Here is a 26,926-nt window from a genome sequence, read left to right as displayed (position 1 = left end):
TCGCATGACGACCACCGGCCGCCACCGCAAATCGGGCGCGAAGCCTTCCGGGCTGCGCGCGATGGCCGGGCGGCTGTCGTGGGGCCTCGGCGACCAGGCCGTGTCGAGCCTGACGAACTTCGCGGTCGGTATCTACGTCGCGCGCGAGCTGGGCGTCACGGCGTTCGGCATCTTCAGCCTCGCCTGGGTCACCTACGGCGTTCTGATCAACATCTCCCGTGGCCTGGCGACCGATCCGCTGATGGTGCGCTTCAGCGGCGTCGGCACCGGGGTGTGGCGGGCGGCGGTGGCCCGGTCGTCGGCGACCGCGCTGGCCGTGGGCGCGCTGGCGGGCCTGCTGAGCGTGGTGTTCGGGATCGTGGTGGGTGGGAGCCTCGGGCCCGCGTTCGTCGCGCTGGGTGTCATCCTGCCCGCGCTGCTGCTGCAGGACAGCTGGCGGTTCGCGTTCTTTGCCTCCGGCGAGGGGCAGAAGGCGTTCGTCAACGACACGCTGTGGGGCGTCGCGATGATCCCCGCGATGGTGCTGGCCGACCTGCACGGCAGCGTCGTCGCGTTCCTGCTGGCCTGGGGTGGCGCGGCCGCGGTCGCCGCCGGGTACGGCTACCTGCAGACGGGTCTGCGGCCGAGCCTCGACGGGGTGCGGTCGTGGCTGCACGACCAGCGTGACCTGGGCCCGCGCTACCTGGTGGAGAACGTCAGCAACAGCGGTGGCTCGCAGATCCGGATGTACGGCCTCGGTGCGATCGCCGGGGTGGCGGCGGTCGGCACGGTGCGCGGTGGCGAGCTGCTGCTCGGCCCGTTCCTCGCGGTGCTGATGGGCCTGGCGTTCGTCGCGGTGCCCGAGGCGGCCAGGGTGGTGCGCCGCAACGTGCGGCGGCTGAGGACGTTCTGCCTGGTCCTGGGCGGGGGCCAGGCGCTCGCCGCGCTGCTGTGGGGCGGCGCGCTGCTGCTCGTGCTGAACGACCGTCTCGGTGAACTCGTGCTCGGCGACGTCTGGCACACCGCCGAGGCGATGATCATCCCGGCCACCCTGTCCGTCGTTAACGCGAGCTTCATCACCGGCGCCGCGACCGGCCTGCGGGCGCTCGGCGCGGCCAAGCGCAGCATGCGGTGCCAGCTCGTCGCGTCCGCGCTCTACGTGATCGGCGGCCTGTCCGGTGCGGCGATCGGCGGCGCCGTCGGGTCCGGCTGGGGCGTCGCGTGCGCCACCTTCGCCGGTGCGTTCGTGTGGTGGAGCCAGTTGCACGTCGCAATCCGCGAGCACGTTCCCGAGGAAGCGAGGACCCCATGACGACCGCACCGAGGCTGAGCATCGGCCTGCCCGTCTACAACGGGGAGAACTACGTCGCCGAAGCCATCGACAACCTGCTCGCCCAGACCTTCGCCGACTTCGAGCTGATCATCTCCGACAACGCCTCCACCGACGGCACCCAGGAGATCTGCGAGAAGTATGCCGCGAAGGACGAGCGCATCCGCTACCTGCGGCAGCCGCGCAACATCGGCGCCGCGCCCAACCACAACTTCGTGGTGCAGGCGGCGCGGGGCGAGTTCTTCAAGTGGGCGGCGCACGACGACCTGTTCGCGCCGGAGCTGCTGGCGAAGTGCGTCCAGGCGCTCGACCGGCACCCGGAAGCGGCGCTCGCGCACTCGTACATGGCGATCGTGGACGAGCGGGGCGAGGTCATCGAGAACTACGACTACGGCCTGGCCACCGATTCGCCGGACGCGGCGGTCCGGTTCCGCAGCCTGATGTTCACCGAGGGCGGCGACGACTTCTACGGCGTGATCCGCACCTCGGTGATGCGGCGGATCGCCCCGCACGACAGCTACCACAACGCCGGCCGGAAGCTGGTCGGCGAACTCGCCCTATACGGCACGTTCGTGCAGGTCCCGGAGGTCATGTTCTTCCGCCGCGAGCACCCCGGCCGCGGCGACAACCTGGGCTCGGTGCAGAAGGTCTGCGCGAACCTGGACCCGCGCCGGACGGGGCAGTCGAAGGCGCGGTTGTTCGCCGAATACCTGGCCGGGTACGTCACCGCGATCCGGCGCGCGCCGCTGTCGTCGAGCGAGCGGCTGCGTTGCTACGGCGTGCTCGGCGAGTGGCTCGGTGGCAAGCCGCTGCGGAAGGTGGGTCTGCTTTCGTGACGCGTATCGGGTTCTTCGGCATCCTCGGTTCGGGCAACCTGGGCAACGACGGATCGCTCGACGCCGTAATGACTTATGTGCGAGAGCGATATCCCGACGCGGAGCTGGGTTTCCTGGCGATGGGCCCCGAGCAGCTCACCGCGCGGTACGGCGCGCCGGCGACGCACCTGCAGTGGTACGAGCCGCACGCGGGTGACGCGACGGGCCTGCGGGCCGCGGGGCTGAAGGTGCTGGGCAAGCTGCTGGACCCGTTCCGGACCTGGGCCTGGGTGCGCAACTACGACGTGGTGATCGTGCCCGGGATGGGCGTGCTGGAGGCGACGCTGCCGCTGCGGCCGTGGGCGCTGCCGTACTCGCTGTTCTGGCTCGGCGCCACCGCGCGGCTCACTGGCACCAGGGTCGCGCTCGTCAGCGTCGGCGCCGACGTGGTGCGCAAACGTGCCACCCGGTGGGTCATCACACGCGCCGCGCGGCTGGCGCACTACCGCTCCTACCGGGACGAACACTCGCGCCAGGCCATGGCGCGCATGGGTGTCGATGTGAGCGCGGACGCCGTCTTCCCCGACCTCGCGTTCGGGCTGGCCGATCCGGAGCCGCGGCCCTCCACCGGGGCCGTCGGGGTCGGGGTGATGGCCTTCCACGGCGGCAACGACGACCGGGCCCGCGCGGACGACATCAACCGCGCGTACCTGTCCACGGTGAAGCGGTTCGTGCGCCTGCTGGCCGACGAGGGCCGTCCGATCCGGCTGTTCACCGGCGACGTCGCCGACGACGAGGTGCCCGCGGAGATCATCGCCACGGTGCCGGGCGCGGACATCACCGCCGAACCGCTGACCTCGCTGCAGGACCTCATGCGCCGGATGGCCGAGGTCGACGTCGTCGTCGCCACCCGCTACCACAACGTGTTGTGCGCGTTGAAGACCGCGAAGCCGACGATCTCGCTGGGCTACGCGCGCAAGAACGACGTGCTGATGTCCGCGATGGGCCTCGGCGAGTTCTGCCAGTCCGCGCGGGAGCCCGACTTCGACCGGCTCGTGGCGCAGTTCCGCGAGCTGGAGGACCGGCGCGAGGAGCTGACCGCGGTCCTCAAGGAACGCAATCGTGTGATGAGCGAGCGGCTGGAGCGCCAGTTCGCCATCATGTCCGAATCCGTCGTCGAAGGGAGCCGGACGTGAAGGCCGTTCCGGTACCCGGCATCGCCGGGGCCTGGTTGTTCGAACCGACACCGCACGTGGACGCGCGCGGGTTCTTCTCGCGCACGTTCGACCGCGAGGTCGTCGCGTCCGTCGGCATCGACCCGGACGGCTTCGCGCAGGACAGCCTGTCCCGGTCGGTCAAGGGCGTGGTCCGCGGCATGCACCTGCGCTCCGGCGCCGGCGAGTCCAAACTGGTCCGCTGCTCCTACGGCGAGGTGTTCGACGTCGTGGTCGACCTGCGGCCGGGCTCGCCGACCTTCCGCAACACCGAGTACTTCCGGCTCTCTGGGGACACTCAGGTCACCGTGTACGTGCCGGCGGGCTGCGCGCACGGCTTCCAGGCGCTCACCGAGCCCGCCGACGTCTCCTACCGCATCGACCGGCCGCACGACCCGTCCGAGGACGTCACCATCGCCTTCGACGACCCCGACCTGGCCATCCCGTGGCCGCTGCCGGTGACCCTGACCTCCGACCGCGACCGAAGCGCGCCCTCGCTCGCCGAAGTCCTGAGAACCCTGAGGTGACAGTCATGGACGCGCAGATCCTGCCCAGGTCCACCGAGGTCAACGAGCGTCTGCACCAGATCGTCCCCGGCGGCGCGCACACCTACGCCAAGGGGGAGGACCAGTACCCCGAGGGGCTGGCGCCGGTGATTTCACACGGCCGCGGCGCGCACGTGTGGGACATCGACGGCAACTCCTACATCGAGTACGGCTCCGGCCTGCGCGCGGTGAGCCTCGGGCACGCGCACCCGCGGGTGGTCGAGGCCGCGCGGCGCGAGTTGGACCGCGGCAGCAACTTCGTGCGGCCGTCCATCGTCGAGCTGGCCGCGGCGGAGAAGTTCCTGGCGACCGTGCCGACCGCGGAGATGGTCAAGTTCGCCAAGAACGGTTCGGACGTCACCACCGCCGCGGTGCGGCTCGCGCGTGCGGCGACCGGGCGCCCGGTGGTCGCGATCTGCGCCGACCACCCGTTCTTCTCCACCGACGACTGGTTCATCGGCACCACCGGCATGCCGGCCGGGATCCCGCCGCAGATCACCGGACTGACCGTGCGCTTCCCGTACGGCGACCTGGCCGCGACCGAGGAGATCCTGCGGAACCACGACGTCGCGTGCCTGATCATGGAGGCCGCGACCGGCGTCGAGCCGCCGCCGGGGTACCTGGAGGGGATGCGCGCGCTGGCCGACCGGTACGGCGTGGTGCTGGTCTTCGACGAGATGATCACCGGTTTCCGGTGGTCGGAGGCGGGCGCGCAGGGCTACTACGGGGTGACGCCGGACCTGTCGACGTTCGGCAAGGCCCTCGGCAACGGGTTCGCGGTGTCCGCGCTGGCGGGCAAGCGGGAGCTGATGGAGCTGGGCGGGTTGCGGCACTCCCGCGAGCGGGTGTTCCTGCTGTCCACCACGCACGGCGCGGAGACGCACTCGCTGGCCGCCGCGATGGCCGTGATGGACACCTACGTCGAGGAGGGCATCTCGGCCCGGCTGCACGCCCTCGGCGAGCGGCTGGCGTCCGGCGTCCGGGACGTGGCGGCGGCGATGGGCGTCGGCGAGCACGTCGTGGTGCGCGGCCGGGCGAGCAACCTGGTGTTCGGCACGCTCGACGAGCAGCTGCGGCCGTCCCAGCCGTACCGGACGCTGTTCCTGCGCCAGCTGGTCGCCGGCGGCGTGCTCGGGCCGTCGTTCGTGGTGAGCAGCGCGCTGACCGAGGCCGACATCGACCGGACGGTGGACGTGGTCGCCCAGGCCTGCGCGGTGTACCGGAAGGCGCTGGACGTCGAGGACCCGACGCCGTGGATCGGCGGCCGGTCGGTCAAGCCGGTGTTCCGGCCCTACGCTTGACGCGGTCGAGCAGCCAGGCCGTCACGGGCACGACGACGAGCGCGACGCAGAAGCCGCCGAGCGTGTCCGTCGGGTAGTGCACGACCATGCCGAACTGCGCCCAGGCCTCGGCGGCGCCCGCGGTGACCGCGGCGTAGAGCACGACCGCCGTGGCCGCAGGTGGGCGCAGCCGCAGCCGGTCGGCCAGGACGAACGCGAACACCAGGACCATCGCCGTCACGATCGCGGTGTGCCCGCTGGGGAACGACAGGTGCGGGCCGTTGATCGTCCGCCCCACCACGGGTTTCAGCAGCGTCGTGACGGCCACCGACAGACCGGGCCCGAGCACGGCGAGCAGCGCGGTGCGCCGGTGCCCGAGCACCAGGCACAGCACGACCAGCGCGGCCACCAGTAGGCCCGCGCCCGCCGGTTCGCCCGCGAAGTCCAGGCCCTTGGCGGTCACCCGCTGCGCCGACGGGTACGGGATCGCGCCGCCTGACGCGTCCAGGATCCAGCGGTCGAGAGCGCTCGCCGAGCCGGCGCCCGCGACGCGGACGGCCAGCACCGCGACGATCACCGCGGCCGGGATCGCGAGCGCCAGCAGCGGGCGCCGCAGGGCGTCGGGCAGGGCGGTTCGCGTGGGCAGCACGGCGGTGGTCACCGTTGGGAGTCGGTCCCGCCGCGGGGTTCGTTTCGCCGTAACAGGGGAATGATCATCGGCGACTGGCAGGTGAAGCCGCCAGCTCCGGGAGGGCCGCCATGCGCGTACGGGCATCCGACATCTCGGCTCGCACCATCGGTGACGAGACGATCGTGCTCAGCCTGTCGACCTCGAAGTACTTCACCATCACCGGTGTCGGCACGCGGCTGTTCGAGCTGCTCGCCGAGGACCGCTCGCTCGACGACCTGGTCGGCGCGATCACCAGCGAGTACGAGATCGACGCGGACACCGCGCGCCGCGACATCGAGGCGTTCCTCGGCAGGCTCCGCGATGCCGAGCTCCTCCACTGAGGCGCCGCCGCGGCTGTCCACACTGGACATCGCGGCCGGACGCCCGCTGGGAGCCGCGCCGTTCCCGCTCGGCGAGCCGGCGGATCCGGTGCTCGCGCTGCGGAACGCGCTGCGACCCGCGTTGCTGCGCGAGCCGTGCGTCATCGCCTTCTCCGGTGGGCGGGATTCGTCGGTGCTGCTGGCGGTCGCCGCGGACCTCGCCGCGCGCGAGGGGGTCGCGCCGCCGATCGCGCTCACCTTCCGCTACCCCGGCGACCCGGCCGCCGACGAGTCGGCCTGGCAGGAGTCGGTGATCCGGCACGTCGGCGTCGGCAGCTGGGTGCGCCGCGACATCGGTGAGGAGCTGGACCTGATCGGGCCGCTCGTGCAGCCGGTGCTGCGGGCGCGCGGCCCGGTCTACCCGGCCGCGCTGGGCAACACGATGCTGCTTGCGTCGCACGCGCCGGGCGGCAGCCTGGTGACCGGCAACGCCGGGGACGAGGTGCTCGGCGGGCACCGGCTCGGGACGCTGCGTGCGGTGGCGCGCCGTCGCGGCCGCGGGATGACCGCGGCGGACTGGGCGCGGTTCGGGGTGTGCGCGGCGCCCGGGTTCGCGCGCCGCGAGGTGGCCCGCCGGTCCGTCCCGATGCCGTGGCTGCGGCCGGACCTGCGGCGCGTGGTCTGGCGTGAGGCCGCGGACCGCCCGCTGCGGTGGGAGACCAGCGTGCGGACGGCGTTGGCGACGCGCGCGTACGAGGTGGGTTTCCGGACGCGGGCCGACGCCGCGGCGGAGTACGACTGCGAGCTGGTCGAGCCGTTCGCCGATCCGTCCTTTGTGGCGTCCTACGCGGCTGGGCGACCGATGACCCGCGCGGCGGGGACCCGGCTGGTGGCGGACGGGCTGCTGCCGGAGGAGGTTCTGCAGCGGCGGGACAAGGCGCGGTTCAACGCGTCCCGGTTCGGCCCGCGGTCGCGGGAGTTCGCGCGAAACTGGGGCGGCAGCGGCGTCGACGGCGCACTGGTCGACCCGGACGCGCTGCGCGCCGCGTGGCTCGCCGACGAGCCGCCCGCGGCCACGGCGATGCTGCTGCAGCAGGCGTGGCTGGCGACATGAGGAGGCGGCGGCTGGCGTGGGAGGTGCTGCGCGCGCTCCCGGCGATGGTGCGGATCGAGCTCAGCCTGCGGCGCGCCGACCTGCGGGAAACCTGCCGACGGCTCGGAGTGCGGTGCGACCTGACCAGCGCCGCGCCGCCCGCCGACGAGTCGCCCGTGCTGCCGCGGTGGTCGCGGGCGCCGATCCGGGCCTCGTACTTCGTGGTGTCGCGGTGGCCTGCCGGCGACACCTGCCTGCGGCAGTGCCTGCTGATCGGCCACCGGTTGCGGACACTGGAACCGGTGCTGCGGATCGGCGTGCGGCGCGAGGCCGACGGCCGGTTCTCCGCGCACTCCTGGCTGGAGATCGACGGCAGGGCGCTCGACCCCACGGCGGGGCGGTACGCGGTACTCGGATCGGCGGGGTGACCACAATGGACTTCACGTACCGGGCGCACGGGCTGACCGTGTGGAGCGACGTCGAGCTGGCGCTGCCCGCCGGGGACGGCGGCGAGCCGGACCTGGTGCTGCGCCGGGGCGCCGACCGGGAGGTGCCGCGCGCGGCGCTGCCCGGGCGGTGCCTGGCCGAGCTGGCGAAACCGGACGGGCGGGTGTTCTACACGCTCGCCACGGACGGCGACCGGACGGTGCTGCGCTATCCGGGACTGTGCGAGTTCGCCGGCGATCCGTTGTTGCGTGAGGTGACCTACCACCTGGACCCGGCGGCCGACCACGGGTTGCTGACCGTGCTCGCGACGGGCGCGCTGCTGGCCGTGCACCTGACGCTGAACTCGCACCTCGTGCTGCACGCGAGCGCGGTGCGGGCAGGCGAGCGGGCGCTGGCGTTCGTCGGCGCGTCCGGGATGGGGAAGTCCACCCTGGCCGCGGCGTTGTGCGGGCACGGGTGCGACCTGGTGGCCGACGACGTGCTGCGGGTGGACCCCGGCGGGCTCGTGCACCCGGGGAGCACGGAGAACCGGCTGCGGATGGCGGCGCGGGGCCTAGCCGAGGGAGCCGCCGCGGCGGACGTGCGGCCCACCGCGGATGGGCGGCTGGCCCTGCGGTCGCCGGTGTACGCGGACGCGTTGCCGTTGGCGGCGTGCGTGATCCCGCGGCCGAGCCGGTCCGCTGTGGACGTTTCCGTCGAGCGGCTCACCGGGACGCGGGCGTTCCTGCGGATGAGCCAGTTCCCGCGCGTGCTCGGCTGGCGCGATCCGGCCGTGATGGACTTCGCGTTCCAGGGTCTGGCCGATCTGGTCGCGCAGGTCCCGGTGTACGAGGCGACCGTGCCGTGGGGACCACCGTTCCGCGACCAGGTGCTCGCGGACCTGCTGTCAGCGGTAGGCCGCTGACTGGAGGCGGTACAGCTCGGCGTACTGGCCGGCGCGCGCCATCAGCTCGTCGTGCGTGCCGCACTCCACCACGCGGCCCGCGTCGAGCACGTAGATCCGGTCGGCCATGCGGGTGCTGGAAAAGCGGTGCGAGATCAGCAGCGCGGCCCGCCCGCCCAGCATCGCCCGGACGTCGGCGAACAGTTCGTGCTCCGCGCGCGGGTCGAGCGCCGCGGCGGGCTCGTCCAGCACCACCAGCGACGTGTCCCGGTAGAGCGCCCGCGCCAGCGCCACCCGCTGCCACTGCCCGCCGGACAGGTCGGAACCCTCGTCCAGGTCCCGGCCGAGCATCGTGTCCAGGCCGTGCGGCAGCTCGCGCGTCACGCCGAGGACACCCGCGCGCCGGGCGGCGTCGTGCACCGACTCCTCGTCGCCCGGCCGGTCGCCGTCGCTGATCGTGATGTTGTCGCGCAGCGTCATCTGGTACCGCACGAAGTCCTGGAAGATCACCGTCACCGAGGCGCGGATGTCGGCGGGCGGGGCGTCCGCGCCGTCCCAGCGGCGCGTGCCGAGGTCCGGGTCGTACAGTCCGGCGACGATCTTGGCCAGCGTCGTCTTGCCGGAACCGTTCTCGCCGACCAGCGCGACCACCTCGCCCGCGCCGATCTCGATGTCCACCGCGTCGACCGCGGGCCGCTCCTGCTCGGGGTAGCGGAAACTGATGTCCCGCAACACGATTCCCTGCCGCAGCGGCCGCTTCTCCCCGGCGGCGGGCGACGGCGGGGCGGAGGCGACGAACCGCTCCAGGTCGGCCAGGAACGGCGCCGATTCGAGCAGCCCGCCGATCGAGGTGAACAGCGTGCCGAGCTGGCTGCTCAGCAACCGCACGGCGATCGCGGCCGCGCCCGCGGCAGGCAGGTCGATGCGGCCGCTGCGCACCAGGCCGATGATCGCCAGCAGCGCGGCCGTCAGCGACAGCGCGACGCCGATCGTGGTGAGACCGGCGATCAGCTGCCGCCGCCGGACCTGTTGCCGCAGCTGGACGTTGATGCCGGCGTTCAGCTCGCGGTGGCGCTCGCGCAGCGGCTTCGTCGAATGGAACGCCCGCAACTCCGCCGCGTACGGGCGTTGGGTGAGCAGCTGCCGCAGATAGTTGCGTCGGCGGAACAGCGGGGTCAGCCGGTGGGCGAACGCGAACTCGGTGCGGCTGGCCCACCGCGCGAGCAGCACCGCGGGCAGCCCGGCGGCGAGCAGGATCGGCACCAGCAGCGGTTCGACGCCGATCAGCACCGCCGACATCGTGACCACGCCCAGCAGGCTGCCGGTCAGGCCGAGCAGCGCGGTGGTCACCGCGAATGGCCGGGTGAGCGCGTTCTGCTGGACGCGTTCCAGAGACGTGGCGAACCCGGCGGACTCGTAGGTCACCAGGTCGGCGCGTGCCGTCGTGTCCAGCACCCGGTCCCACACCCGCTGCGAGACGCGCTCGCCGAGCAGCCGGTGCTGCTGGGTCTGCAGGGCGCTGACCGAGCCGGTCAGCGCCGTCATGAACGCCAGCGCCAGCAACGAAACGGTGAGCCCGAAGCGCGCGCTCTCCGGTTGCAGCAACGCGTCGAAGGTGAGCTTGCTCGCCGCGACCACGCCGAGCGCGCCGACGGCGCCGATGATCTGGTAGATCGCCGCGGTCACGGTGCCGAACCGGTCGGCCGCGGCGACCTCGCGCGTCGCGGCCGCGATCAGCCGTGGCGTGGCCGCCGAAGCCCGCGCGATGCCTGTGATCCCCACCGTCGAATCGTACCGCCGGGAAAACGTATTCCAAGAATTGTGGCGGTACCGGTTGGACAACGTCACCAGTACATTCGGCGAGTGGTTGTAACGGCTTGGCGCAATCAGGCGAATCCCGATCGAGGTCCTTGGGTTCTCGCTCGTCGACGATTAACGGAAAGGAGTGACATGAAGAAAGAGTACGCCGCCCCGGGCATCGAGGACATCGGCTCGTTGTCCGAGCTCACGCTCGGTCAGTCGTCGGGAAGCCGGCTCGACGCCGATTTCGCCGCCGGCACCATCTTCGGGGACCTGACCTTTTCGTGACCCCGGTTTTCCCGTTCCTGCCAGTGGCGGGGGGAGGTGAACACATGCGCGAGCCCTACACCACCCCGGAAATCACCCTGTTGGGTTCGGTGACGGACTTGACACAGGCGAACCTGTTTGGTTCTTCGCCGGACAACCTCACGTGGGCGATCCCGATTCTCGGCGACAACGACGCCTACTCGTGATGCGTTTCCCGGTCACGGGCCCGGCGGTCGGCCGCCGGGCCCGTGACCACCTGTCCACGTCCGCCGACTGTCCGGAAGTGAGCACCCGGTGACCCTGTACACAATGGACCGGCTGGAGATCGCGGGTGGCTGGATCAACGGGTACGACCTCATCCCGCTGCCGCTGGGCGATCCCGGCGAGCCGCGACGGGTGCTGGACCGGATGCTGCTCGGCCACCTGAACCGCACACCGTGCCTGGTCGCCTTTTCCGGTGGCCGGGACTCCTCCGCGTTGCTGGCCGCGGCGGTGGCGCTGGCCCGGCGCGAAGGGCTGCCGCTGCCGGTGCCGATCACGTTGCGTTATCCGGCCGCGCCCGAGTCGGACGAGACCGCGTGGCAGGACGCCGTGCTCACGCACCTCGGTGTCACCGAACGGATCGTGCTGACCGTGGACGACGAGCACGACCCGGTCGGGCCCATCGCGGCGGCGGTGCTGCGGCGGCACGGGCTGGTGTGGCCGCCGAACTTCGCACCGACCTGGCGGATGATGGACGCGGCCCGCGGCGGGGTGCTGCTGACCGGCGAGGGCGGCGACGAGGTGTTCGGGCTGAAGCGGATCACGCCGTTGACGAAGGTGCTCAAGGCGCGGGGCCGGGTGCGGGCGAGCGTGTTCCCGGATGCGGCGCGTGCGCTGGCCCCGGCGCGGGTGCGGCGGCGGGCGGCGCTGCGCAACCGGCACCAGCGGCCGTGGCTGCGGCCTGCCGCGGCGGAGTTGCTCGCCGAACTGGACGCGGCCGACGCGGCGGCGTACGAGCTGCACGCCGGCCGCCACGCGTGGCAGTTCACGACGCGGCGGTGCGCGCGGCTGGGTTACCAGAGCGTGCGCACGCTGGGGTCCGAACTGGACTGCCGGTACGTGCAGACGTTCGCGGAGCCGGACTTCGTGGCGGCGATCGCGCGGGCCGCCGGGTTCTGGGGATGGAGCGGGCGGACGGCCACGATGCGCGACGTGTTCGGCGACCTGCTGCCCCGGGAGGTCCTGGAACGCCGGACGAAGGCGACCTTCACGGGCGCGGTGTTCACCGAACGGACGCGGGCGTTCGCGCGGGAGTGGACCGGCCGCGGGGTGGACCACGAGCTGGTGGATGCGCAGGCGCTGCGGGACGGGTGGTTGTCGGCGAGGCCGCCCGCGCCGTCGATGACGTTGTTGCAGCAGGCTTGGCTGGCGACGGCCCGGTAGGTGGTGCGGGCGGGTTGCGGCGCCGGCCCGCGCGGCATGGCGGGACGTCGCTGCAGCAGGCTTGGCTGGCGACGGCCCGGTAGGTGGTGGTGCGGGTGCGCCGGGCCGCGGGGCGTGCTGTGACGTTGCCGCAGCACGCTTGACTGGCCTCGGCGCGGTGGATGGTGCGGGCGGGTTGCCGCGTCGGGCCGCGGGTCCTGCTGTGGCGTTGCCGCAGCGGGCTTGGCTCGCGACGGTCCGTCGGGTGGTGCCGGTGAGGGCGCGGCTGGTGCCGGGGGCCGGCGTTCCCGCGGGGGTGGACCGGCTGCCGGCCCCGGGTCCTGCTCTGGCGTTTCCGCAGCGGGCCTGGCTGGCCACCGTCCGGTAGGTGGTATCGACAAGTCCTGGTTGTCCGCACCACGCGCGGATCATGCTGGGGACGTGGAACGGAACGAACTCGCGGACTTCCTCCGGCGTCGCCGGGCGCTGCTTCAGCCTGCGGACGTCGGGGTGCCGTCGGGCGGGCGGCGCCGGACGCCGGGGCTCCGCCGCTTCGAGGTCGCCCAGCTCGCCGGCATGTCGCCGGACTACTACGCCCGCCTGGAGCAGGGCCGCGGCCCCCGACCGTCGGCCGCCGTGCTCACCGCGCTGACCCGCGCGCTGCGGCTGACCGTCGACGAGCGCGACCACCTTTTCCGGCTCGCCGGCCACCAGGCCCCGCCGCGCACCGGCGGTGACGAGCACGTCAGCCGCGGCCTCCTCCGGCTGCTGGACGGGCTCACGGGCCTGCCCGCGCTGATCGCCACCGACCTGAACGTCGTGCTCGCCCAGAACGCGATGGCCGACGCGCTGCTCGGGGAGCAGACCCGCTTCCGGGGCCTGGCCCGCAGCTGCACCTACCGGTGGTTCACCGACCCGGCGATGCGCGAGCGCCACCCCGCCGAGGACCACGACCACGAAAGCCACGCGCAGGTCGACGACCTGCGCGCCACCCTCGCGGCCCGCCCGTCCGATCCGGCGGCCCGCCAACTGGTCGAGGCGCTGCGGGCGGAGAGCGCCGAGTTCGCCGGGCTCTGGGCGCGGCACGACGTCGCCGTCCGCCGCAGCGACCGCAAGCGCATCCGGCACCCCGCGATCGGCCTCGTCGAGCTGGACTTCGACGTGCTGGCGACGGCCCGGCAGGACCAGCGCCTGATCGTGTACTCACCCGCGCCGGGCAGCGCCGCGGTGTCCCAGCTGGAGCTGCTGGCCGTGCTCGGCCAGGAGACCTTCACCACCCGAGGAGAAGCATGACCGCCCACCGGATCGCCGCCCTGCTCACCGCCGCCCTCCTCACCGCAGGCGTCCCGGCGAGCGCCGACACCGGCGGCACCCGCCTGGCCGACGTGCGCGTCCTCGCCCACTTCGACCGGGCCGCGGGCCAGGCCGCCGAGAGCATCGCACCGGAACCCGGCGGCGGTGCGGTCATCGGCATGATCCCCGCCCGGCAGGTGGTGCGGGTCGCGCCGGACGGAGCCGTCCGGGTGCTCGTCACGATGCCGCTCCCACCGGACGGCGGCGGCACCACGCCGGTCGTCGGGACCCCCGTGGTCACCGGGGTGGCCCGCTCGGGCCGCGGTGACGTGTACTTCCTCTACTCCGCGGGACAGGGCGGGCTGACCGGGATCTGGCAGGTCCGCGCCGGGACGCCCCGGCTCGTCGTGCCGCTCCCCGCCGACACCATGCCGAACGCGCTGGTCATCGACGGCGACCGCTTCCTGATCACCGACTCGGCGGGCGGGCGCATCTGGCAGGCCCCGCTGCGTGGCGGCGCGGCAACCGTGTGGTCGGCGGACCGCGCACTGGCGCCGGACGGCTTCTTCGGCGTCAACGGCCTGAAGGTCCATGACGGCGCCGTCTGGGCGAGCAACTCCGACCGGGGCACCATCGTCCGCATCCCGCTGACCGGCGGCGCCGCCGAGGTCCGGGCCACCGGGCTCGCGGGCATCGACGACTTCGACTTCACCGGCCGGGGCGACGAGATCCTCGCCGCGATCAACCAGGACAGCAAGCTCGTGCGGGTGGGCGCGGACGGCTCCCGGGAAACCCTGCTCGACGCCGGGGACGGCATGCGGGGCACCACGGCCGTCGTGGTGCGGGGGAGCCGGGTCTACGTGACCAACGGCGCCAACCTGGTGGGCGACGACTCGAACCTGCTGGTCGCGCGGCTGCGGCGCTGACCATCAGCGCGTCCCGGTCGGCGAGCCCTTCCGAACCTCGCGCAGCGCGTAGGTGAAGCGGCTCAACGGGTTCCGGTGCCGGTCCGCCGTGTAGTCCGCGTCCGGGAAGACCAGAGCACGCAGGTACGCCGGCTTGTCGCGCCACGGCAGGACCCGCAGGGTGGCCACGGCCTGCGCCGCGAACGTCTTGTCCGGCGTCGTGTGCAACCCCAGCCACGATTCGTCCCGCGGCGACGGCACGTAGGCCACCGCCCAGCGCGCGAGCGGGCCGGGGACCTTGATCCCCAGCAGGCGCACCGTGTCGGCCACCGCGGCGGCGACCACGGCCTCCGCGCCCCACGACCCGGCCAGCGCCAGCACCGGCCCCGGATCCACCACCCGCAGCATCTCCGCCACGTCCCGCAGCGACCCGAGCCGCAGCGGCCAGTCGCCGAGGGCCGCGTGGTAGCAGGCGTGCAGGAACCGGTTCGGCGGCGACAGCGCCCGCACCGCGCGACCACCGATGAAGAACTCCTGCCCGGCATCCCACACCGCGTCCAGGTCGACCCGCCGCCCCCACGGCCCGAGCACGAAGGTGCGGTGCAGGTCCAGCTCGTACCCGGCGGGCGGGCGCAACGTCATGCCCTTGTCGAAGCGCCGGTCGAACCCGGGCCGCGGCTCGGCGAGCGTGCGCTGGAACCCGGCCGTCGCCAGCACCGCGACGGTCCGGTCGATGTCCGCCGCACGCACCATCACATCCAGGTCGTTGAAGGACCGCAGAGCCGGATCGGGGTAGTCCAGGTGTGCCACCGCCGTGCCCTTGAGCACCCGCGCCTCGATGCCCGCCCCGTCCAGCAGGTCCAGGATCCGCAGCAGCTCGTGCTCCAGCACCAGCACGCGCATCTGGTTGGTGGCGTGCGCGGACTTCACCTCGCGTGCCTGCTCAGCGGTCGCCGGGAACGCGCCCGCGGTGATCGCCGCCGTCAGCAACCCCGTCATCCGGTGCTTCCGCGCCGCCGCGAGCAGCCCCGGCCACTCCTCGGCGGCCACCGGCTCCGCCGGGAACGCCCGGTCGCTCCCCGGCAGGCGGTACGCCGCCGCGGCGAGCAGCGCCGCCGGGTACTCGCTCTCCGCGCACAACCTGCGTCCCATCCGCCCTCCGCTCATCGTCCCGGGCGGCCGTCGAACGTGCTGCCCGCGTCCTGGTGGTACGGCGCCCCGGTCCACTGCGGAACCGGCACCGTCGTGCTCATGTCCGGGACCGTGAACCGCCACGGCCCGGTGTAGGTGTTGTCGTGCCAGCGGTTGCCCGCCGCGAACACGATGTGCCGCTGGATCACGTCGCCCTGGTACGGCGACCACTCCGGCGAGCTGCCGTAGTTGGACAGCAGCGCCATCCGCCCGCAGAACTCGACCGGGCAGCCGCCGTCGACCGCGGCCGGGTCGAACCGGAAGGTGTTGCCGTGGATCTCCAGGTCCGAGGTCCACCACCGGCAGTCGGTGTAGAGCGGTTCGCGGGTGATCGCGGGCGGCGAGCAGGCCGAGGTGTTCTCCGGGCCGACGATCAGCGTGCAGTCGGAGGTGGTCGACGCGGACGAGTTGCAGAACCGGTCCGCGTTGGCCCAGGCCACCACTCCGCCCCAGTTGTTCTCCAGCAGGTTCCCGGTGACCTCGATCTTCGCGGTGCGGGCCGGGATCCGCGCGTCGCCGTCGGCCTCGGACAGGTAGATCGCGCCGGTCGGGAACGGGTCGCGCTCGCCGGCGAACTCGCGTCCGGTGCGCCACGCGTTGTCCCGCAACGTGTTGCCGCGGATCACCGCGTTGTACGAGATCTCGTAGAAGATGCCAGTGCCGTCGTTGTCCTCGATGAGGTTGCCCTCGATGAGGAAGTCGTTGTTGTTCGTGTCGGCCCACACCGCGGTGCCGCGGTTGCTGTGGATCCAGTTGTTCCGCACGTCGGCGCCGTTGACCGCCCAGAACTTCATCGCGCCGGTGCAGCCGCAGCCGGGCAGCTGCGTCTCCCAGTCCTCGGTGTTGTTGCCGGTGAACTCGTTGCCCTCGACGACGAGACCGGTGATGCGGTTGCCGGACTGGTAGGCGTTCAGGCCGTACTGGCCGTTGTCCGCCAGGCAGTTCCCGGCGATGCGGTTGCGTGCGCCCGCCATCAGCGCCGCGCCGCGGTTGCGGGTCAGGATGTTGTGCTCGACGGTCCAGCCGTCGCCGGAGTCGTGGTTCACCACGCCCTCGTCGCGGGGCGCGGCGAAGTTGCGGATCGTCAGGTGCCGGATCGTGACGCCGGTGGCGCGGCCGGTGATGGCGTACCGGTTGTCGCGGTTGCCGTCCAGCACCGCGCCGGGCCCGCCGAGCAGCGTCGCGCCCGCGCCGGGGCTGATCTGCGAGTACTCGCCCGGCGCGAGCGTGTGTACCCCGGGCGCGAACCAGTACGTCGCGCCCGGCGTGCTGAAGTCGAAGCCCGCGTTGCTGCCCGCCGGGACGACCACCGCGCCGGGCGGCGGCGAAGCAGGCCCGGTCAGCGCCGGGCTGCCGCAGACGGCGGCCGGCGGTGCGGGGGGAGCGGCGGGGGCGCCCTGCGCGGTCGGAACCACGGCCGGCGGGCCGGGATCGGGCGCGACGGCCGCGACGACGCCGGCGAGTGCGAGGACGCCGGCGGCCCCGAGCGCGAGCGGGAACGCCCGGCTCCTCGTGGTCATCCCCGCCCCCGTCCGTCAAGGTGTTCGTCTACGGAAGTCGTCGGGGCGAAAAGCGCCGTTACCCGCCGGCGTTCACACGATCGGCTACTCGATCGATCGCCAGCGCGGCGGCGACCACCACGGCCAGGGACGTGCAGAACCCGCCGATCGTGTCGGTGAGGTAGTGGACCCGGGAGGCGGTCTGCGACCACGACATCGCCGCGCCGCACAGCACCGCGAGGCCGAAGACCAGCGGCAGCCCCGCGCGACCGAGCCGGAACCGGTCCACGAGCAGCAGCCCGACGACCATCCCGAGCGACGTGATCAGTGCGGTGTGCCCGCTGGGGTAGGACAGGTGGTCGCCGTTGATGGTCCGGTCCACGACGGGTTTCACCACGGTGGTGAGCACGCCGGTCGCGGCGGGCCCGGCGACGGCGAGCAGCGCGAGGCGACGGCGGCGCGTGGCGAAGCAGATCGCGGCGACGACCACGACCAGCCCGGCGGCCCACGCCGGATCACCCGCGGTCCCGACGGCCCACGAGATGTCGAACGACAACGACGGCTCGCGCACGCTGTCCCGCAACGCCTCGTACGCGCGCTGGTCGAGCACGGAGCCGGCGCCGTCACCGGTGAACAGCACGCCGAGCGCGACCGCCACCACCCCCGCGACAACGGCGGCAGCCGCCAGCGGGGCCCGCAGCACGGGCGGGACGGCGGGCCGCGGGACGTTCGTCTGCTCCACGTGGGGAAGTCGCCGCCAAGCGACGGATTGTTTCCACCCGGCAGGCGGAAATGGTGAGCCGAATGCATCACACGCCATTGTCGTAACGTGGTTCAACGACCTTCCGACTTGTCCGCCGGGGAATGTGGAAGGGGTAATCATGGCTGTCGCTGTTCGTCTGGGTAAATCCGCTGGGAAAACGAAGGCCCGGCGCTGGATCGTCTTCGTGTTGTGGGCTTTCGTGGCCGCCGCCATCGCGGTCCGGTTGTCGGTGATGTTCGCGCAGCCGATCCGGCCCGGGGAGTCCTTCCGGGGCGCGGAGGGGTACTTCCTCGACTTCCGGGACACGGTCTGGACTCCTGGCCGTGACCTGCTCAGCGGCGGGAACCCGTACGATCCCGACACCTACCTCGCGACGTACCCGTGGGCGCTGCCGATGTCGCTCTACACGCCGGCCTGGCTGACCCTCGCGGTTCCACTCGCGCCACTCCCTTACCTTTTTTCGGTCGCCCTTTTCCAAGTCCTGTCGATCGGTGTCGCTGTTGTGATGTTGCGGATTCTGGCGAAATGGTCGATGCCGCACTTGGCCGATTTCGCGGTTCCGCTCGGCCTGCTCTGGTGCAACATCTGGTATCCCGGTCGCGGCGCGATTTCCGTGCAACTGGGCAGCCTCCTCGGCGTGCTCGGCGCGGTGCTGATCCTCCGCTCACTGGCAACCGCGAAGCCAGGCGCCGGCTGGGGTGTCGCGCTGGTCCTGATCAAGGTGCAGTTCGGCGTGTTCGCCCTGGCCGCGGCCGTCGGCGGGCGGCTGCGATCGGCCTGGCGCGGCGTGCTGTGGCTGGCTGTGGCGTCGGTTCCGGTGGTGGTCGCGTGCACCATCGCCGCCGGCGGTCCCGCCGGCTTCGTGCGGTCGGTTCTGCGTGACCTCGCGGTGCTGAGTTCCGATGTGGCGCCGACCGGGTTGAGCAACCCCGTCCAGCGGCGCTTCGACCTGCTCGGGCAGCTCGCGCGCTGGGGTCTGACCGAGCCGCCCGCGTGGCTGCAGATCGCGGTTCCGCTGCTGGCGGTCGTGGCCGTCGTGTTCGTGGTGCGCGCCACCAGGCGGCCGTTGGCGGTGGCCGCGGGGATCACGACGGCGATGCTCATCGGCTTCTACCACGCGCCGTATGACCTGCTGGTGCTCTTCGTGCCGGTTGCGCTGGGGATCGGCATGGCGGTGCGCGGTGAGCTGACCCGCACGGCGGACCGCGTCGCGGTGGGCGCGCTCACCCTCGTCGTGCTGCACCTGCACACTGTTTCGACGAAGCTGATCCCCGGTTTCGACGTGCGGCTCGCGGACGCCGTCGATCTGCTGCTCGTCGCTGTCGGTCTTGCCGCGGCGCTGGTCAGCTCCAGATGTCGCGGTGCACGTTGAAGATGATCCGGGACCCCAGCCGCTCCAGTTTGATCGGTAGTTCCGTCATCGTGGCGAGCCGGGCGCGCACCGCCTGCTGGTGCTCCAGCGGGCAGCTGACCAGCAGGAACCCGCCGCCGCCCGCGCCGGTCACCTTCGCCCCGCTCGCGCCCGCCGACAGCGCCGCGTCGACGGCCTCGTCGATCTGCTGGTTGGACACCCCGGACGCGAGCGAGCGCTTGGCCTCCCAGCTCTTGCGCAGCGCGGTGCCCAGCGCGGACAGCTCGCCGCCGCGCAAGCCGTCCGCCGCCTCTCCCGCGAGGTCGCGCAGCTGCCCCAGCTGGGCGAGCTTGTTCCCGACGTTCGCGTTCTGCTCGCCGAGGATCTTGTCGGCGCTGCGGGTGATGCCGGTGAAGAACAACATCAGCTCGTCCTGCAGCTTCCGCCAGTCCGCGCGCGGCAGGTCGATCTGCTCGACCCCGACCGCGTCGCCCGGCCCGAACTGCAGGTCGCACAACCCGCCGAAGGCGGCCGCGTACTGGTCCTGCTTGCCGATCGGCTTGCGGCACCGGTCGATCTCGATCGCGCACGCCCGGTCGGCCAGCTCCTCGGCCGTCACCTGCCTGCCCTGGTAGGCGAACAACGCGTGCAGCAGGCCCACCGTCACCGAGGACGACGACCCGAGCCCGGACCCGGCCGACGGGATGTCGGCGAGCGTGGTGATCTCCACGCCGCTGCGCACCCCGGTCATGTGCATGGCCTCGCGCACCAGCTCGTGCTCGAGGTCCTCGACGCGGGAGACGATCTCCTTGCGCGAGTAGTTGACGTAGATCTCGTCGTCGAAGCGCTGCTTGACCACGACGTAGACGTACTTGTCGATGGCCGCGTTGAGCACCCGGCCGCCGTGTTCGCGGTAGTAGCTGGGCAGATCGGTCCCGCCACCGACGAGCCCGATGCGCAGCGGGGTCTGGGTGATGATCACGATGCTCGCCTGCCTTGCCAGACTTCGCGCGCCCTGGCCAGGGCCGCGGGGGTGCCGATGTCGAGGAACCAGGAGTCGCCGAGGGAGACCGCGCGAGCGTGCCCGACGAGCGCGGGCAGCAGGTCGTAGCCGATGTCCCGGGGCGGCGGGCCGATCAGGTCGAGCACGGCGGGGGAGAACGCGTACATCCCCGCGTTGGCCAGGTCGCCCGGCGGGTCGACTGGCTTTTCCACGAACCCCGTCACCAGACCGTCGGCAACCGTGAGGATCCCGCACTGGGTCGGATCGGGCGCCCGGAACACCGACAACGTCGCGATCGCCCCGCCCGCGCGGTGCGCCTCGATCAGCACCCGGAGGTCGAAGTCGGTCAGGTTGTCGGCGTTGAGCGCCAGGAACATCTCCTCGCCCGCGACGAAGTCCCGGTTCGCCGACAGGGTGCCCGCGCTGCCGAGCAGTTCCGGCTCCTCGGCGGTGCACACGAGCGGGCCGCCCCGCCGCTCGGCCAGGTGCGCCCACACCAGCGGTGCGAGGTGGTGCAGGTTGACCAGCACCTCGTCCACCCCAGCGGCTTCGAGCGCGTCCAGCCAGATGTCCAGCATCGGCCGCCCGCCGATCTCGACGAGGCACTTGGGCGTGTGGTCGGTCAGGGGCCGCAACCGCGTCCCCAGCCCGGCCGCGAGCAGGAACGCCTTCACGACCCCGCCTTGCGCACCACGCCGAGCGAGCGCATCTTCGCGTCGGCCTCGGCGAGGATTTCCTCCAGGCCCGGCATGTCCCGCAACCACGCGGCGTACTCGGCGACCGAGTCTGCCGGGGTCCGCTTCGGGGACCAGCCCAGCTGCTTGAGCGCGTCGACGTCGGAGAGGATGTGCCGGGTGTCGCCGAAGCGGTACTCGCCGCTGATCCGGCCCGGCCGGTCCGATCCGTACTGCCGGCGCACCACCTCGGCGAACTCCTGGGTGGTGTACCCGGTCCCGCCGCCGACGCTGAACACCCGCCCCGCCGCGCGGTCGTCGGCGAGCACCAGCACGTTCGCGTCGACGACGTCGTGGATGTTGACATAGTCGCGGATGTTCTGCCCGTCCTCGTACAGCGTCGGCGCGCCGCCCAGCAGGTAGTGCAGGTTGAAGATGCGGCACGCGCCGGAGTAGGCGTTGTAGACCGACTGCCGCGGGCCCTGCACGATGCTGTAGCGCAGGGCGACGGTCGGGATGCCGTAACGGCGCCCGAGGTTGACCGCCACGACCTCCTCGCCGTGCTTGGACATGCCGTAGGCGTTCTGCGGGTTGGCGATGCGCTCCGGCGTCGGCAGCACCTCGATCGGCTCGCCGCACACCGCGCAGCCGATGTCCCAGCGCCCGGCCCGCAGCGCGGACTCCGGGCGCATGTCCGGGGTCTGCTCGCCGTGCACCGCGCACCGGTACAGCCCTTCGCCCATCGCCGCCTGCGAGGACGCCACGACGATCCGCTGCAGGTCGAGCTTCTCGGCGACCGCGATCTCGTAGATCATCGCGGTCGAGGTGACGTTGACGTCGGTGAACTTCGCGAAGTCCGGCAGGTAGTCCTGGTAGGCGGCGAAGTGGTAGACCGCGTCCACGCGGCGCAGCAGGTTGCGCATCAGGTCGCGGTTGCGCACGTCGCCCTCGTAGAACTCCACGCCGGGCGTGAGGTGGTTCGGCCTGCCGTCGCGGTGCACCGGCGCGGCCAGCACGTCCAGCACGACCACGTCGTGCCCCAGTTCGACGAGCCGGTCGCAGGTGTGCGAGCCGATGAAGCCGGCGCCGCCGGTGACCAGGACCCTCATCGAGCGTGCACCTCCCGGTACACGTCGAGCGTCCGCGCGGCGGTGGCCGCCCAGGTGAACTCGCCCGCGCGTTCCGGTCCGCGGGCGCGCAGCCGCTCGCCCTCCGGGCCGCAGGCCTTGACGATCTGGTCGGCGATCGAGTCGGCGTCCTTCGGGTCGGCCAGCAGTGCCGCCCCGCCCGCGGTCTCCGGCATCGCCGTGACGTTCGAGGTGACCACCGGGCACGCCGAGGCCATGGCCTCCAGGATCGGCAGGCCGAACGTCTCGTTGTGCGACGGGTACACGAACACGTCCGCGGCGCGGTAGAAGTGCACGGTCTCCTCCAGCGGCACCCCGCCCACCCACACGATGTCGTCCGCCACGCCGAGCCGTGCGGCCAGCGCCTTGAGCTCGCCGACGTACTCGACGTCCCGGCCGGGTCCGACGACGACCAGCCGCCTGCCGCCGAGGTCGGACTTCGCCGCGGCGAACGCCCGGATCAGGCCTTCGCAGTTCTTGTACGGCCACAGCGACGACACGAACAACACGAAGTTCTCGCGCACCCCGTACCGCTTCGCGACGTGCGCGAACGCCTCGTCCCGGTCGCCGGGGTTGAACAGCTCGTGGTCCACCGCCTCCGGGATGAGCCGGATCTTCGCCGGATCCACCTTCAGGTACTGCTGCACCTCGTCCACCAGGCTGCGTGAGTTGAGGATGATCGCGTCGGCCAGCCGCGCGGTGCGCGGGTAGCTCAGCTGGCGGTACAGCCGCGCGGGCGGTGAGATCGCGTGCGGTGTCGTGTACGCGTGCAGTGTCTTGATGTGCACCACGAGTTTCGGCGCCGACTTCACGATCGGCGCCATCAACGTGTTCAGCACGTCGATCCCGCTCAGCGGCAGCCGCAGCGGCGAGTACAGGTGCTCCGACAGCGTGCGCAGGTTGCGCTTCTCGTTGGACCACGGGTAGGTGATGTAACCGACGCTGCGGCCGTAGTCGTGTGTCGGCCGCGACTTCGGGCTCACCATCAGGTGGAACGACTCGCCGTCGCGGAGCAGCCGGGTCATCTCGGGGATGACCCGGGTCCAGAACCAGTGCGCGCCCGACGGGTTGAACGGGTCGTCGGTGAGCAGGTTGATCGCGACGCGCATGCGGTCAGAATGTCTGCGAGACAACGGCATCTGGGGTCATCCTCGACTGTCGGACGTACTGGGCCAGCAGGTGCATGCACGCCTGGTGGGCGTCTTCCACGACGCCGTAGTTGGCGGAGTCGACGTGGATGGAGACCTCGGCCCGGCGGCGGGCCGGCCCGCCCGCGAAACCGGTGAGCGCGATCGTCGGCATTTCGTGCGCCGCCGCCCAGTCCAGTGCCCGCACGATGTTCGGCGAGCGGCCCGAGGACGAGATGACGATCAGCACGTCGCCCGGCCGCGCCTGGGACTGCAGCTGGTACTCGAAGACGTGCTCGTAGCCGAGATCGTTGGCGATCGCGCTGAACAGCTCCACGTTGGTGCTCAGGCTCTGCACGCGCGTCGTGACGCCGGTGCCGTTGCGCACGCCCTTCACGTGGTCGCACTGCAGGTGGTTGGCGATCGACGCGGATCCGCCGTTGCCGCAGGCGAACACGGCCACATCGCGGTCGTAGGCGGCGTTCAGGATCTTCGCCGCGCGGCTGACCTGCTCCAGGTCCACGGTGGCGAAGGCGCGCGCCAGTTCGGCGACGTAGGCGCCGCCGTAGGAGTCGGCCCGGTGGAACTTCGCGGCCGGGAACTTGGGCGCCTTCTGCTGCTCCGGCGCCGGTGCGGTGTCGCCGCCGAGGATGAACCGCACGGCGGCGGCGAGGTCGGGGAACGTGTCCACACCCATCACGGCCGAGCCGGGCGGCCCGACGTGCAGCGGTTTCGCGCCGACGGCCCGCGCGAGCCCGACGTCGGCCGGGCTGTCCCCGACCACCCAGGACGCGGACAGGTCCAGGTCGAGCGCTTCCGCCGCGGCCAGCGCCATGCCCGGCCCCGGCTTGCGGTCGGCGCTGCGCCGGGCGAACGCCTCCACGATGCCGTCCGGGTGGTAGGGGCAGAACAGCCACAGGTCGACGTGCGCGCCGTGCCGCGCCATCTCGGCGATCATGTGCTTGTGGACCTGCTCCACGTCAGCGATGCCGTAGTACCCGCGGGCGACGCCGGCCTGGTTGGTCACCACGGCGACCGGGACGCCGGCCCGGTTGAGCGCGGCGATCGCCGCGATGGACCCGTCGATGAACTCGACCCGGTCGACGGAGCCGACATACCCGCTGTCGACGATGATCGTGCCGTCGCGATCGAGCAGAACCCCTGGCTGGCTCACGGTTCGACCACCTCTCTGCGATGTCTTGAGGTCGCGCGCGGGCGCTGGTCCGTTACGGGCGCGGCGCTCACCGCGGTACCGTCCTTTGTGGAGTACCGGCGAGCAGGCCGGCCGCGACCGCCAGGTGCAGCAGGTACGGCGACGCGTCCCCGAGGCCGGCTTCGGTGTAGGAGGCCGCGAGGCAGTACGTGATCAGGAACAACGCGCACGCACGCCCCGGCGACGGTGGGCGGGCGATGGCCACCACGACGAGCGTCACCAGGAACAACACGACGATCGTGGCGCCCAGGTAGCCCTGCTCGTGGTAGACGGCCAGCCAGCTGTTGTCGATGGGCAGGCCGTCGAAGGACTTGTTGGACAGCCCGGTGCCGAAGATCTCTTCGAACCAGGTGCGCGGGGCGGACAGCAGCCGCTCCCACACCTTCGCACGGCCGGTGAGGTTGCCGAAGTTCTCCGCGTCCTGGCCGCGCAGGACCCAGGTCTGCAGCAGGGGCCCGAGCAGGACGGCGCCGATCCCGGCCACGGCGATGCCCCAGGCGAACGCCTTGCGGGCGCGGCCGCTGGTGAGCCACATCGACAGCATCGCGACCACGAGCCCGGAGACCAGGCCGAGGGTCGCGGTGCGGGTGTGGGTCAGCACGAGCAGGACGATCGCCGGGCCGGCGACCATGACCACGCTGCGCGCGTCGGTGAGCCTGTTGATCCACAGCAGCACGGCCAGCCCGGCGACGATCGCGGCGTACTGCCCGATCTGCGTCGGGGTCAGCGGCCACAGCACGCCGGTGAGCCTGCCGTCGTTGAGTTCGGGCATGGCCAGACCGGGCGAGATCACCAGGCCGACGGCGACGGAGACCAGCAGCACGGTCAGCACCCTGATGTGCTGGCGGACGAACCAGATCGAGCCGTTCATCCACGGGCTGATCAGCCACAACGTCCCGACGAACAACCCGAGCCTGGCGCACCGGAACAGCGAGCCGAAGCCGGACTCCATGCGCACGCTGCTCGCGAAGCTCGCGACCAGCAGCAGGCTGAGCAGCACCAGGAACGCGCTGGGCCGGATCTTCACGCGCGGGTTGAGGATCAGGGCGAGCGCGAACGCGATGCCGACCGCGCTCATCGTGAGGGCCTGGGTGACCGGGCGCGGGATCGGGATGAGCGCCGAGACGCCCTGGGTGGCGAGGGTGTTGAAGATCATCAGGGCCCAGATCGCGCCCAGGATCCGGAAGGTGCGCGGGCTTCGGGCGACGTCGTCCTCGTCGAGTGTCCGCGGCCGGATGCCGGTGAGGCTCATCACTTGCCGCCCCCCACCGCGAAGGTGCTGCCCGCGTCCTGCCGGTAGACCGGGCCCTGCCACTCGATCTGCTCGACCAGCCTGCTCGCGTCGTGCGCGACGAAGGTCCACGGCCCCAGGTAGGTGTTGCCGTACCAGCGGTTGTTCTGGTCGAAGGTGATGGCCTGCGGGACCACGTCGCCCTGGTACGGCGACCAGTCCGGCGAGCTGCCGTAGTTGGACAGCAACGCCATCCGGGCGCACATCGCCTGGCAGCCGATGTTCCGCGGGTTCACCTCGAACCGGTTGCCGTGGACCTGCACGTTCTGCGTCTTCCAGCGGCAGTCGCCGTGCAGCGGGTCGGTGTCGATGCCCGGCGGGGCGCACTTCGCGACGTCGCCGACGACGAGCGTGCAGGTGCCGGTGGAGGTGTTGGCGGGGCTGTTGCAGAACCGGTCCGCGTTCTCCCACAGCGTGACCCCGCCCCAGTTGTCCTGGAGCTCGTTGTCGTGGATGTCGATCCGGTCGGTGCGGGCGGGCACGCGCGCGTCGCCGCCGGACTCGGAGATGTAGACCGCCGCGGACGGGAAGTTGTCGTCGCGGTCGACGAACTCGCGCCCGCTGACCAGGTTGTTGCGCTTCAGCGTGTTGCCGCGGATGGTCGCGTTGTAGCTGGTCTCGTAGAAGATCGCGGCGCCGTCGTTGTTCTCGATGAGGTTGTTCTCGATGAGGAAGTCGTTGTTGTTGGTGTCCGCCCAGATGCCCGGCCCGCGGTTGTCGTGGATCCAGTTGCCGCGGATGTCGGCGCCGTCGACCTCCCAGAACTTCATCGCGCCGGTGCAGCCGCAGCCGTCGGCGTACTTGCTCTCCACGTCGTCGGCGTTGTTGCCGACGAACTCGTTGCCTTCCAGCACGATGTCGGTGACATCGCCGCAGCAGGCGTTGAGCCCGTACTGCCCGTTGTCCTTCAGGCAGTTGCCCGTCATCACCTGGCGTGCGCCTGCCATCATCGCGGCGCCGCGGTTGTCGGTGAGCAGGTTCGACCGGATGACCCAGCCCGCGCCGGAGTCGTGGTTGACCACGCCCTCGTTGTCCGGCGCGTCGAACCCGGTCACCGTGAGGTGCTCGATGGTCACCCCGCTCGCCTTGCCGGTGAAGGCGTAGCGGTTCGTGTCGCGCCCGTCGACGACCGCTCCGGGGGCGCCGGTGTAGGTGTCACCGTCCTTCGGCATGACCTGGTCGAACTCGTTGGTGCCGAGCGTGTGCGTGCCCGGCTGCAGCCAGAACGTCGTGCCCGGCGGGCTGGCCTTCGTCTTGGCCTGGAGGTCGCCGGGCACGGCCGCGTCGACGACGACCGCGCCTGCGGGTGGCTCCGCGGGGCCGGGCGGCAGGTTGCCGCACGCCCCGGAACCCGCCAGCGTCGCGGTGGTGTCCGCCGGTTCCGGGCTGGGGGTGCACGCGAGCGCGGCCAGTGGCGCCAGGACGCCGAGGAACACCGCCAC

At 72.0% G+C, this 26,926-nt stretch carries 27 protein-coding genes; 15 read left to right on the top strand and 12 right to left on the bottom strand.

Annotated features, from left to right (window positions below):
- The first annotated feature begins 4 nt into the window (after window positions 1–4).
- Genes ACCP09_RS05275 through ACCP09_RS05255 form a run of 5 tightly spaced genes read left to right on the top strand, consistent with a single transcriptional unit; the run spans window position 5 to window position 5,184 of the window.
- Window positions 5–1,291, top strand: a complete 1,287-nt coding sequence (locus tag ACCP09_RS05275; RefSeq protein ID WP_433743505.1) for a hypothetical protein — start codon at window positions 5–7, stop codon at window positions 1,289–1,291.
- Entirely contained in the window at window positions 1,288–2,145 is an 858-nt protein-coding gene (locus ACCP09_RS05270; RefSeq protein ID WP_123684079.1) for a glycosyltransferase family 2 protein, read from the top strand. Before ACCP09_RS05275 ends, ACCP09_RS05270 begins: the two co-directional genes overlap by 4 nt.
- Window positions 2,142–3,320: a polysaccharide pyruvyl transferase family protein gene (locus ACCP09_RS05265; RefSeq protein ID WP_378333850.1), complete on the top strand. Its 1,179-nt coding sequence runs from the start codon at window positions 2,142–2,144 to the stop codon at window positions 3,318–3,320. The genes ACCP09_RS05270 and ACCP09_RS05265 overlap by 4 nt, the downstream gene beginning before the upstream one ends.
- On the top strand, window positions 3,317–3,865 hold the full coding sequence (locus ACCP09_RS05260; RefSeq protein WP_433743502.1) for a dTDP-4-dehydrorhamnose 3,5-epimerase family protein: 549 nt from the start codon (window positions 3,317–3,319) through the stop codon (window positions 3,863–3,865). Before ACCP09_RS05265 ends, ACCP09_RS05260 begins: the two co-directional genes overlap by 4 nt.
- A 5-nt stretch (window positions 3,866–3,870) precedes the next feature.
- The gene (locus tag ACCP09_RS05255; RefSeq protein ID WP_027932727.1) at window positions 3,871–5,184 is read left to right on the top strand and encodes a glutamate-1-semialdehyde 2,1-aminomutase; all 1,314 of its coding nucleotides are present in this window, start codon (window positions 3,871–3,873) and stop codon (window positions 5,182–5,184) included.
- On the opposite strand, the gene ACCP09_RS05250 is transcribed toward ACCP09_RS05255, so the two are convergent.
- Window positions 5,156–5,824: a phosphatase PAP2 family protein gene (locus ACCP09_RS05250; RefSeq protein WP_433743500.1), complete on the bottom strand. Its 669-nt coding sequence runs from the start codon at window positions 5,822–5,824 to the stop codon at window positions 5,156–5,158. The genes ACCP09_RS05255 and ACCP09_RS05250 overlap by 29 nt on opposite strands.
- 98 nt (window positions 5,825–5,922) lie before the next feature.
- Here ACCP09_RS05250 and ACCP09_RS05245 point away from each other — a divergent pair, with 98 nt between their 5' ends.
- The 4 genes from ACCP09_RS05245 to ACCP09_RS05230 are packed head-to-tail and all read left to right on the top strand — an operon-like array spanning window position 5,923 to window position 8,597.
- A complete protein-coding gene (locus ACCP09_RS05245; RefSeq protein ID WP_017986476.1) occupies window positions 5,923–6,174 on the top strand; it encodes a PqqD family protein in 252 nt (83 codons plus the stop codon).
- Window positions 6,155–7,267, top strand: coding sequence for an asparagine synthase-related protein (locus ACCP09_RS05240; RefSeq protein WP_433743499.1), 1,113 nt, complete (start codon window positions 6,155–6,157; stop codon window positions 7,265–7,267). The genes ACCP09_RS05245 and ACCP09_RS05240 overlap by 20 nt, the downstream gene beginning before the upstream one ends.
- Window positions 7,264–7,674 carry a lasso peptide biosynthesis B2 protein gene (locus tag ACCP09_RS05235; protein ID WP_231960670.1) on the top strand — a complete coding sequence of 137 codons (411 nt, stop codon included), beginning with the start codon at window positions 7,264–7,266 and terminating at the stop codon, window positions 7,672–7,674. The genes ACCP09_RS05240 and ACCP09_RS05235 overlap by 4 nt, the downstream gene beginning before the upstream one ends.
- A gap of 5 nt (window positions 7,675–7,679) precedes the next feature.
- Window positions 7,680–8,597: a hypothetical protein gene (locus ACCP09_RS05230; RefSeq protein ID WP_431900749.1), complete on the top strand. Its 918-nt coding sequence runs from the start codon at window positions 7,680–7,682 to the stop codon at window positions 8,595–8,597.
- Here the strand turns inward: ACCP09_RS05230 and ACCP09_RS05225 are convergent.
- Window positions 8,580–10,358, bottom strand: coding sequence for an ABC transporter ATP-binding protein (locus ACCP09_RS05225; protein ID WP_027932722.1), 1,779 nt, complete (start codon window positions 10,356–10,358; stop codon window positions 8,580–8,582). The genes ACCP09_RS05230 and ACCP09_RS05225 overlap by 18 nt on opposite strands.
- A 168-nt stretch (window positions 10,359–10,526) precedes the next feature.
- Here ACCP09_RS05225 and ACCP09_RS05220 point away from each other — a divergent pair, with 168 nt between their 5' ends.
- The 5 genes from ACCP09_RS05220 (at window position 10,527) to ACCP09_RS05200 (ending at window position 14,266) form a co-directional block, all read left to right on the top strand.
- A complete protein-coding gene (locus ACCP09_RS05220) occupies window positions 10,527–10,664 on the top strand; it encodes a lasso RiPP family leader peptide-containing protein (protein WP_123684071.1) in 138 nt (45 codons plus the stop codon).
- Window positions 10,665–10,708: 44 nt separating this feature from the next.
- Window positions 10,709–10,849: a hypothetical protein gene (locus tag ACCP09_RS05215; RefSeq protein WP_017986482.1), complete on the top strand. Its 141-nt coding sequence runs from the start codon at window positions 10,709–10,711 to the stop codon at window positions 10,847–10,849.
- A gap of 88 nt (window positions 10,850–10,937) precedes the next feature.
- A complete protein-coding gene (locus tag ACCP09_RS05210; RefSeq protein WP_433743495.1) occupies window positions 10,938–12,068 on the top strand; it encodes an asparagine synthase-related protein in 1,131 nt (376 codons plus the stop codon).
- 420 nt (window positions 12,069–12,488) lie between these two features.
- Window positions 12,489–13,340 (top strand): helix-turn-helix transcriptional regulator, encoded by an 852-nt coding sequence (locus ACCP09_RS05205; protein WP_433743493.1) that lies wholly within the window; start codon window positions 12,489–12,491, stop codon window positions 13,338–13,340.
- Entirely contained in the window at window positions 13,337–14,266 is a 930-nt protein-coding gene (locus tag ACCP09_RS05200) for a hypothetical protein (RefSeq protein WP_433743491.1), read from the top strand. Before ACCP09_RS05205 ends, ACCP09_RS05200 begins: the two co-directional genes overlap by 4 nt.
- Window positions 14,267–14,269: 3 nt before the next feature.
- On the opposite strand, the gene ACCP09_RS05195 is transcribed toward ACCP09_RS05200, so the two are convergent.
- From ACCP09_RS05195 to ACCP09_RS05185, 3 genes are read right to left on the bottom strand one after another with little or no spacing between them, the layout of a single operon-like run.
- Window positions 14,270–15,397, bottom strand: coding sequence for a nucleotidyltransferase family protein (locus ACCP09_RS05195; RefSeq protein ID WP_433743489.1), 1,128 nt, complete (start codon window positions 15,395–15,397; stop codon window positions 14,270–14,272).
- 11 nt (window positions 15,398–15,408) lie between these two features.
- Entirely contained in the window at window positions 15,409–16,956 is a 1,548-nt protein-coding gene (locus ACCP09_RS05190) for a right-handed parallel beta-helix repeat-containing protein (RefSeq protein ID WP_433743487.1), read from the bottom strand.
- A gap of 58 nt (window positions 16,957–17,014) precedes the next feature.
- Window positions 17,015–17,677, bottom strand: a complete 663-nt coding sequence (locus ACCP09_RS05185; RefSeq protein WP_431900767.1) for a phosphatase PAP2 family protein — start codon at window positions 17,675–17,677, stop codon at window positions 17,015–17,017.
- 415 nt (window positions 17,678–18,092) lie between these two features.
- Between ACCP09_RS05185 and ACCP09_RS05180 the strand changes: the two genes are divergently transcribed.
- Window positions 18,093–19,070, top strand: coding sequence for a glycosyltransferase 87 family protein (locus tag ACCP09_RS05180; RefSeq protein WP_433743485.1), 978 nt, complete (start codon window positions 18,093–18,095; stop codon window positions 19,068–19,070).
- On the opposite strand, the gene ACCP09_RS05175 is transcribed toward ACCP09_RS05180, so the two are convergent.
- From ACCP09_RS05175 to ACCP09_RS05145, 7 genes are all read right to left on the bottom strand, one after another.
- Window positions 19,042–20,031, bottom strand: coding sequence for a GHMP kinase (locus tag ACCP09_RS05175; RefSeq protein WP_123684065.1), 990 nt, complete (start codon window positions 20,029–20,031; stop codon window positions 19,042–19,044). The genes ACCP09_RS05180 and ACCP09_RS05175 overlap by 29 nt on opposite strands.
- Complete coding sequence (locus tag ACCP09_RS05170) at window positions 20,028–20,726, bottom strand: nucleotidyltransferase family protein (RefSeq protein WP_378364752.1); 699 nt, start codon at window positions 20,724–20,726, stop codon at window positions 20,028–20,030. The genes ACCP09_RS05175 and ACCP09_RS05170 overlap by 4 nt, the downstream gene beginning before the upstream one ends.
- Window positions 20,723–21,835, bottom strand: coding sequence for an NAD-dependent epimerase/dehydratase family protein (locus ACCP09_RS05165; protein WP_433743482.1), 1,113 nt, complete (start codon window positions 21,833–21,835; stop codon window positions 20,723–20,725). The genes ACCP09_RS05170 and ACCP09_RS05165 overlap by 4 nt, the downstream gene beginning before the upstream one ends.
- Entirely contained in the window at window positions 21,832–22,962 is a 1,131-nt protein-coding gene (locus ACCP09_RS05160) for a glycosyltransferase family 4 protein (protein ID WP_433743480.1), read from the bottom strand. Before ACCP09_RS05160 ends, ACCP09_RS05165 begins: the two co-directional genes overlap by 4 nt.
- Window positions 22,963–22,966: 4 nt before the next feature.
- Complete coding sequence (locus ACCP09_RS05155) at window positions 22,967–24,154, bottom strand: HAD-IIIA family hydrolase (RefSeq protein WP_433743478.1); 1,188 nt, start codon at window positions 24,152–24,154, stop codon at window positions 22,967–22,969.
- Between the two features lie 67 nt (window positions 24,155–24,221).
- Window positions 24,222–25,445 carry a membrane protein gene (locus tag ACCP09_RS05150; protein ID WP_027932709.1) on the bottom strand — a complete coding sequence of 408 codons (1,224 nt, stop codon included), beginning with the start codon at window positions 25,443–25,445 and terminating at the stop codon, window positions 24,222–24,224.
- Window positions 25,445–26,926 carry a right-handed parallel beta-helix repeat-containing protein gene (locus ACCP09_RS05145; RefSeq protein ID WP_433743753.1) on the bottom strand — a complete coding sequence of 494 codons (1,482 nt, stop codon included), beginning with the start codon at window positions 26,924–26,926 and terminating at the stop codon, window positions 25,445–25,447. Before ACCP09_RS05145 ends, ACCP09_RS05150 begins: the two co-directional genes overlap by 1 nt.

This window comes from Amycolatopsis sp. 3B14 (genome assembly GCF_050958625.1).
Lineage (GTDB): Bacteria > Actinomycetota > Actinomycetes > Mycobacteriales > Pseudonocardiaceae > Amycolatopsis_E > Amycolatopsis_E thermoflava.
The sequence above is the reverse complement of the archived record's forward strand: the minus strand, read 5'-3'. Positions and strand labels throughout refer to the sequence as shown.

What these genes read in the sequence shown, in the direction of transcription:
- ACCP09_RS05165 (WP_433743482.1), bottom strand. Translation starts at nt 21,835, where the DNA reads ATGAGGGTCCTGGTCACCGGCGGCGCCGGCTTCATCGGCTCGCACACC.
- ACCP09_RS05215 (WP_017986482.1), top strand. Translation starts at nt 10,709, where the DNA reads ATGCGCGAGCCCTACACCACCCCGGAAATCACCCTGTTGGGTTCGGTG.
- ACCP09_RS05150 (WP_027932709.1), bottom strand. Translation starts at nt 25,445, where the DNA reads ATGAGCCTCACCGGCATCCGGCCGCGGACACTCGACGAGGACGACGTC.
- ACCP09_RS05200 (WP_433743491.1), top strand. Translation starts at nt 13,337, where the DNA reads ATGACCGCCCACCGGATCGCCGCCCTGCTCACCGCCGCCCTCCTCACC.
- ACCP09_RS05240 (WP_433743499.1), top strand. Translation starts at nt 6,155, where the DNA reads ATGCCGAGCTCCTCCACTGAGGCGCCGCCGCGGCTGTCCACACTGGAC.
- ACCP09_RS05275 (WP_433743505.1), top strand. Translation starts at nt 5, where the DNA reads ATGACGACCACCGGCCGCCACCGCAAATCGGGCGCGAAGCCTTCCGGG.
- ACCP09_RS05270 (WP_123684079.1), top strand. Translation starts at nt 1,288, where the DNA reads ATGACGACCGCACCGAGGCTGAGCATCGGCCTGCCCGTCTACAACGGG.
- ACCP09_RS05160 (WP_433743480.1), bottom strand. Translation starts at nt 22,962, where the DNA reads ATGCGCGTCGCGATCAACCTGCTCACCGACGACCCGTTCAACCCGTCG.
- ACCP09_RS05220 (WP_123684071.1), top strand. Translation starts at nt 10,527, where the DNA reads ATGAAGAAAGAGTACGCCGCCCCGGGCATCGAGGACATCGGCTCGTTG.
- ACCP09_RS05180 (WP_433743485.1), top strand. Translation starts at nt 18,093, where the DNA reads ATGTCGCTCTACACGCCGGCCTGGCTGACCCTCGCGGTTCCACTCGCG.
- ACCP09_RS05255 (WP_027932727.1), top strand. Translation starts at nt 3,871, where the DNA reads ATGGACGCGCAGATCCTGCCCAGGTCCACCGAGGTCAACGAGCGTCTG.
- ACCP09_RS05235 (WP_231960670.1), top strand. Translation starts at nt 7,264, where the DNA reads ATGAGGAGGCGGCGGCTGGCGTGGGAGGTGCTGCGCGCGCTCCCGGCG.
- ACCP09_RS05190 (WP_433743487.1), bottom strand. Translation starts at nt 16,956, where the DNA reads ATGACCACGAGGAGCCGGGCGTTCCCGCTCGCGCTCGGGGCCGCCGGC.
- ACCP09_RS05245 (WP_017986476.1), top strand. Translation starts at nt 5,923, where the DNA reads ATGCGCGTACGGGCATCCGACATCTCGGCTCGCACCATCGGTGACGAG.
- ACCP09_RS05230 (WP_431900749.1), top strand. Translation starts at nt 7,680, where the DNA reads ATGGACTTCACGTACCGGGCGCACGGGCTGACCGTGTGGAGCGACGTC.
- ACCP09_RS05195 (WP_433743489.1), bottom strand. Translation starts at nt 15,397, where the DNA reads ATGGGACGCAGGTTGTGCGCGGAGAGCGAGTACCCGGCGGCGCTGCTC.